The sequence below is a fragment of the Petrotoga halophila DSM 16923 genome (genome assembly GCF_002924615.1).
Window position 1 is genome coordinate 1 of sequence record NZ_JALY01000292.1, and the last position, 2,238, is coordinate 2,238.

The window sequence follows — 2,238 nt, forward strand, 5'->3', positions numbered from 1 at the left end:
TTGCTATGGCGAGTGGCAAGTTATGGTTTAAGGTACCACAAAGTGTAAAAATTGTTTTAGAAGGTTCTCTGCCAACAGGTGTTTTTTCTAAGGATGTTGCGTTGTATATTATAAAGAATCTGACAGCCAATGGAGCAACTTACAAGGCTGTAGAGTTTGAGGGCCCAGTTATTGATAATTTATCGGTTGAGGCAAGATTTACCATTTCTAATATGTCAGTGGAAATGGGAGCCAAAGTCGGTTTGATGAAAGTTGATGAAAAAGCTGAAAATTGGATAAAGGAAAGAACTGATAAACCATTTAAAAGTTACGAACCAGATGAAAGTGCAAATTATGAAGAAATATATAAATTTGATGTCAGCGATTTAGAACCTCAAATTGCCAAACCCCATGCTGTTGATAATGTTAGTCCAATTAGTGAAGTTGAAGGTATTCCTATACATCAAGGTTTGTTAGGTACGTGCACTAACGGAAGAATTGAAGATCTAAGAATAGCTGCGAATATCTTAAAAGGCAAGAGAATCCATAAGGGTGTTAGACTTATTGTGGCTCCTGCATCTAAAGATACTTTATTAAAAGCTATGAATGAGGGAATAATTCAAACTTTAATTCAAGCAGGAGCGACGGTAGTTGCCCCAGGTTGTGGGCCTTGTGTCGGTACACACAATGGAGTACCTTCTGATGGAGAGAATGTAATTTCTTCCGCGAATAGAAATTTCAAAGGAAGAATGGGAAACAACAAAGCTTTCATCTATTTGGGATCACCTGCCACAGTGGCGGCTTCTTGTATTGAGGGAAAAATAACGGATCCTCGAAAATATTTGTGACAAATAATTTTTTGAACGGGAGGACAAATAATGGAATTAAAAGGTTATTCACATAAATTTGGTGACGATGTAAACACCGACTATATTATCTCCGGAAAATACAAATTCAGTACCATCGATATGGACGAATTATCTGTTCATTTGATGGAGGATCTAAGGCCAAATTTTTATAATGAAATCAAAAAAGGTGATTTCATCGTTGCAGGAGAAAATTTTGGTTGTGGTTCTTCTAGAGAACAAGCGCCTTTAGTGATAAAACATGCTGGTATCAGTGCTGTAATAGCAACTTCTTTCGCCCGAATATTTTATAGAAATTCCATAAATATTGGGTTACCTTTGGTTGAAGTTCCCACTAATAATATAGATGAAGGTGATTTATTGACTGTTGATCTAGAAAAAGGTATAGTTAAGAATCTTACCAAAGATGAAGTTTTGAAGATTAAATCTCTCCCCAAAGTGATGTTAAAGATTTTACAAAGTGGGGGTTTGGTTAATTATTACAAAAAATACGGTACTTTAGAATTAATAGATTAGTAGGTGATTTTATGTATACAGTTACTTTGATTCCGGGTGATGGAATAGGTCCAGAAATAACCTCTGTAGTTGTAGATGTCTTTGAGCATATGAACGTTCCTATTAGTTGGGATTTAGTGGAAGCTGGAGAGAAGGTAATTGAGAAATATGGAACTCCTCTGCCTGATTATGTAATAGATTCGATTAGGAAAAACAAAGTAGCTTTGAAAGGTCCGATAACTACGCCAATAGGTAAAGGATTTAGAAGTGTGAATGTTACACTAAGAGAAAGGTTGAACCTGTATGCAAACTTACGACCAATTAAAAGTTTAGTGGGCCTCAATACCAAATACAATAATGTCGATTTGGTTGTAGTGAGAGAAAATACCGAAGGTTTGTATAAAGGGATTGAATACAAGATCGACGATACAGCTTGTGCCGTTAGAGTGATAACAAAAAATGCAAGCGATAAGATTGCATATTTTACGTTTAAATATGCAAAAGAAAATAAAAGAAAGAAAGTTACAGCTGTACATAAGGCAAACATTCTAAAGATTACAGATGGCTTATTTTTGGAATCTATTAGAAAAGTTGCAAGCCAATATCCTGAAATAGAGTACGAAGAAAAGATCGTTGACAATATGTCCATGCAGTTGGTATTGAATCCCGAAAAATACGATGTAATTGTCGCTCCTAATTTGTACGGAGATATCCTTTCCGATTTAGCCGCAGGTTTGATAGGAGGATTGGGTCTTGCTCCAGCTGCTAATATTGGCGAGGATGCTGCGATCTTTGAAGCGGTCCATGGAAGTGCTCCAGATATAGCCAATAAAGGTATAGCAAACCCGATTGCTTTATTAAGCTCATCCATTATGTTATTAGATTATTTAAAACTGAA

At 36.0% G+C, this 2,238-nt stretch carries 3 protein-coding genes; all 3 read left to right on the forward strand.

What is annotated here, in order from left to right; translation table 11 throughout:
* Positions 1–827 (forward strand): aconitase/3-isopropylmalate dehydratase large subunit family protein (locus AA81_RS13145; RefSeq protein ID WP_103899286.1); only part of this gene is annotated, 827 nt, incomplete at its 5' end.
* Between the two features lie 30 nt (positions 828–857).
* A complete protein-coding gene (locus AA81_RS13150; protein ID WP_103899287.1) occupies positions 858–1,361 on the forward strand; it encodes a 3-isopropylmalate dehydratase small subunit in 504 nt (167 codons plus the stop codon).
* Between the two features lie 11 nt (positions 1,362–1,372).
* Positions 1,373–2,238, forward strand: an 866-nt coding sequence (locus tag AA81_RS13155; RefSeq protein WP_103899288.1) for an isocitrate/isopropylmalate dehydrogenase family protein, incomplete at its 3' end; no start/stop codon positions are given.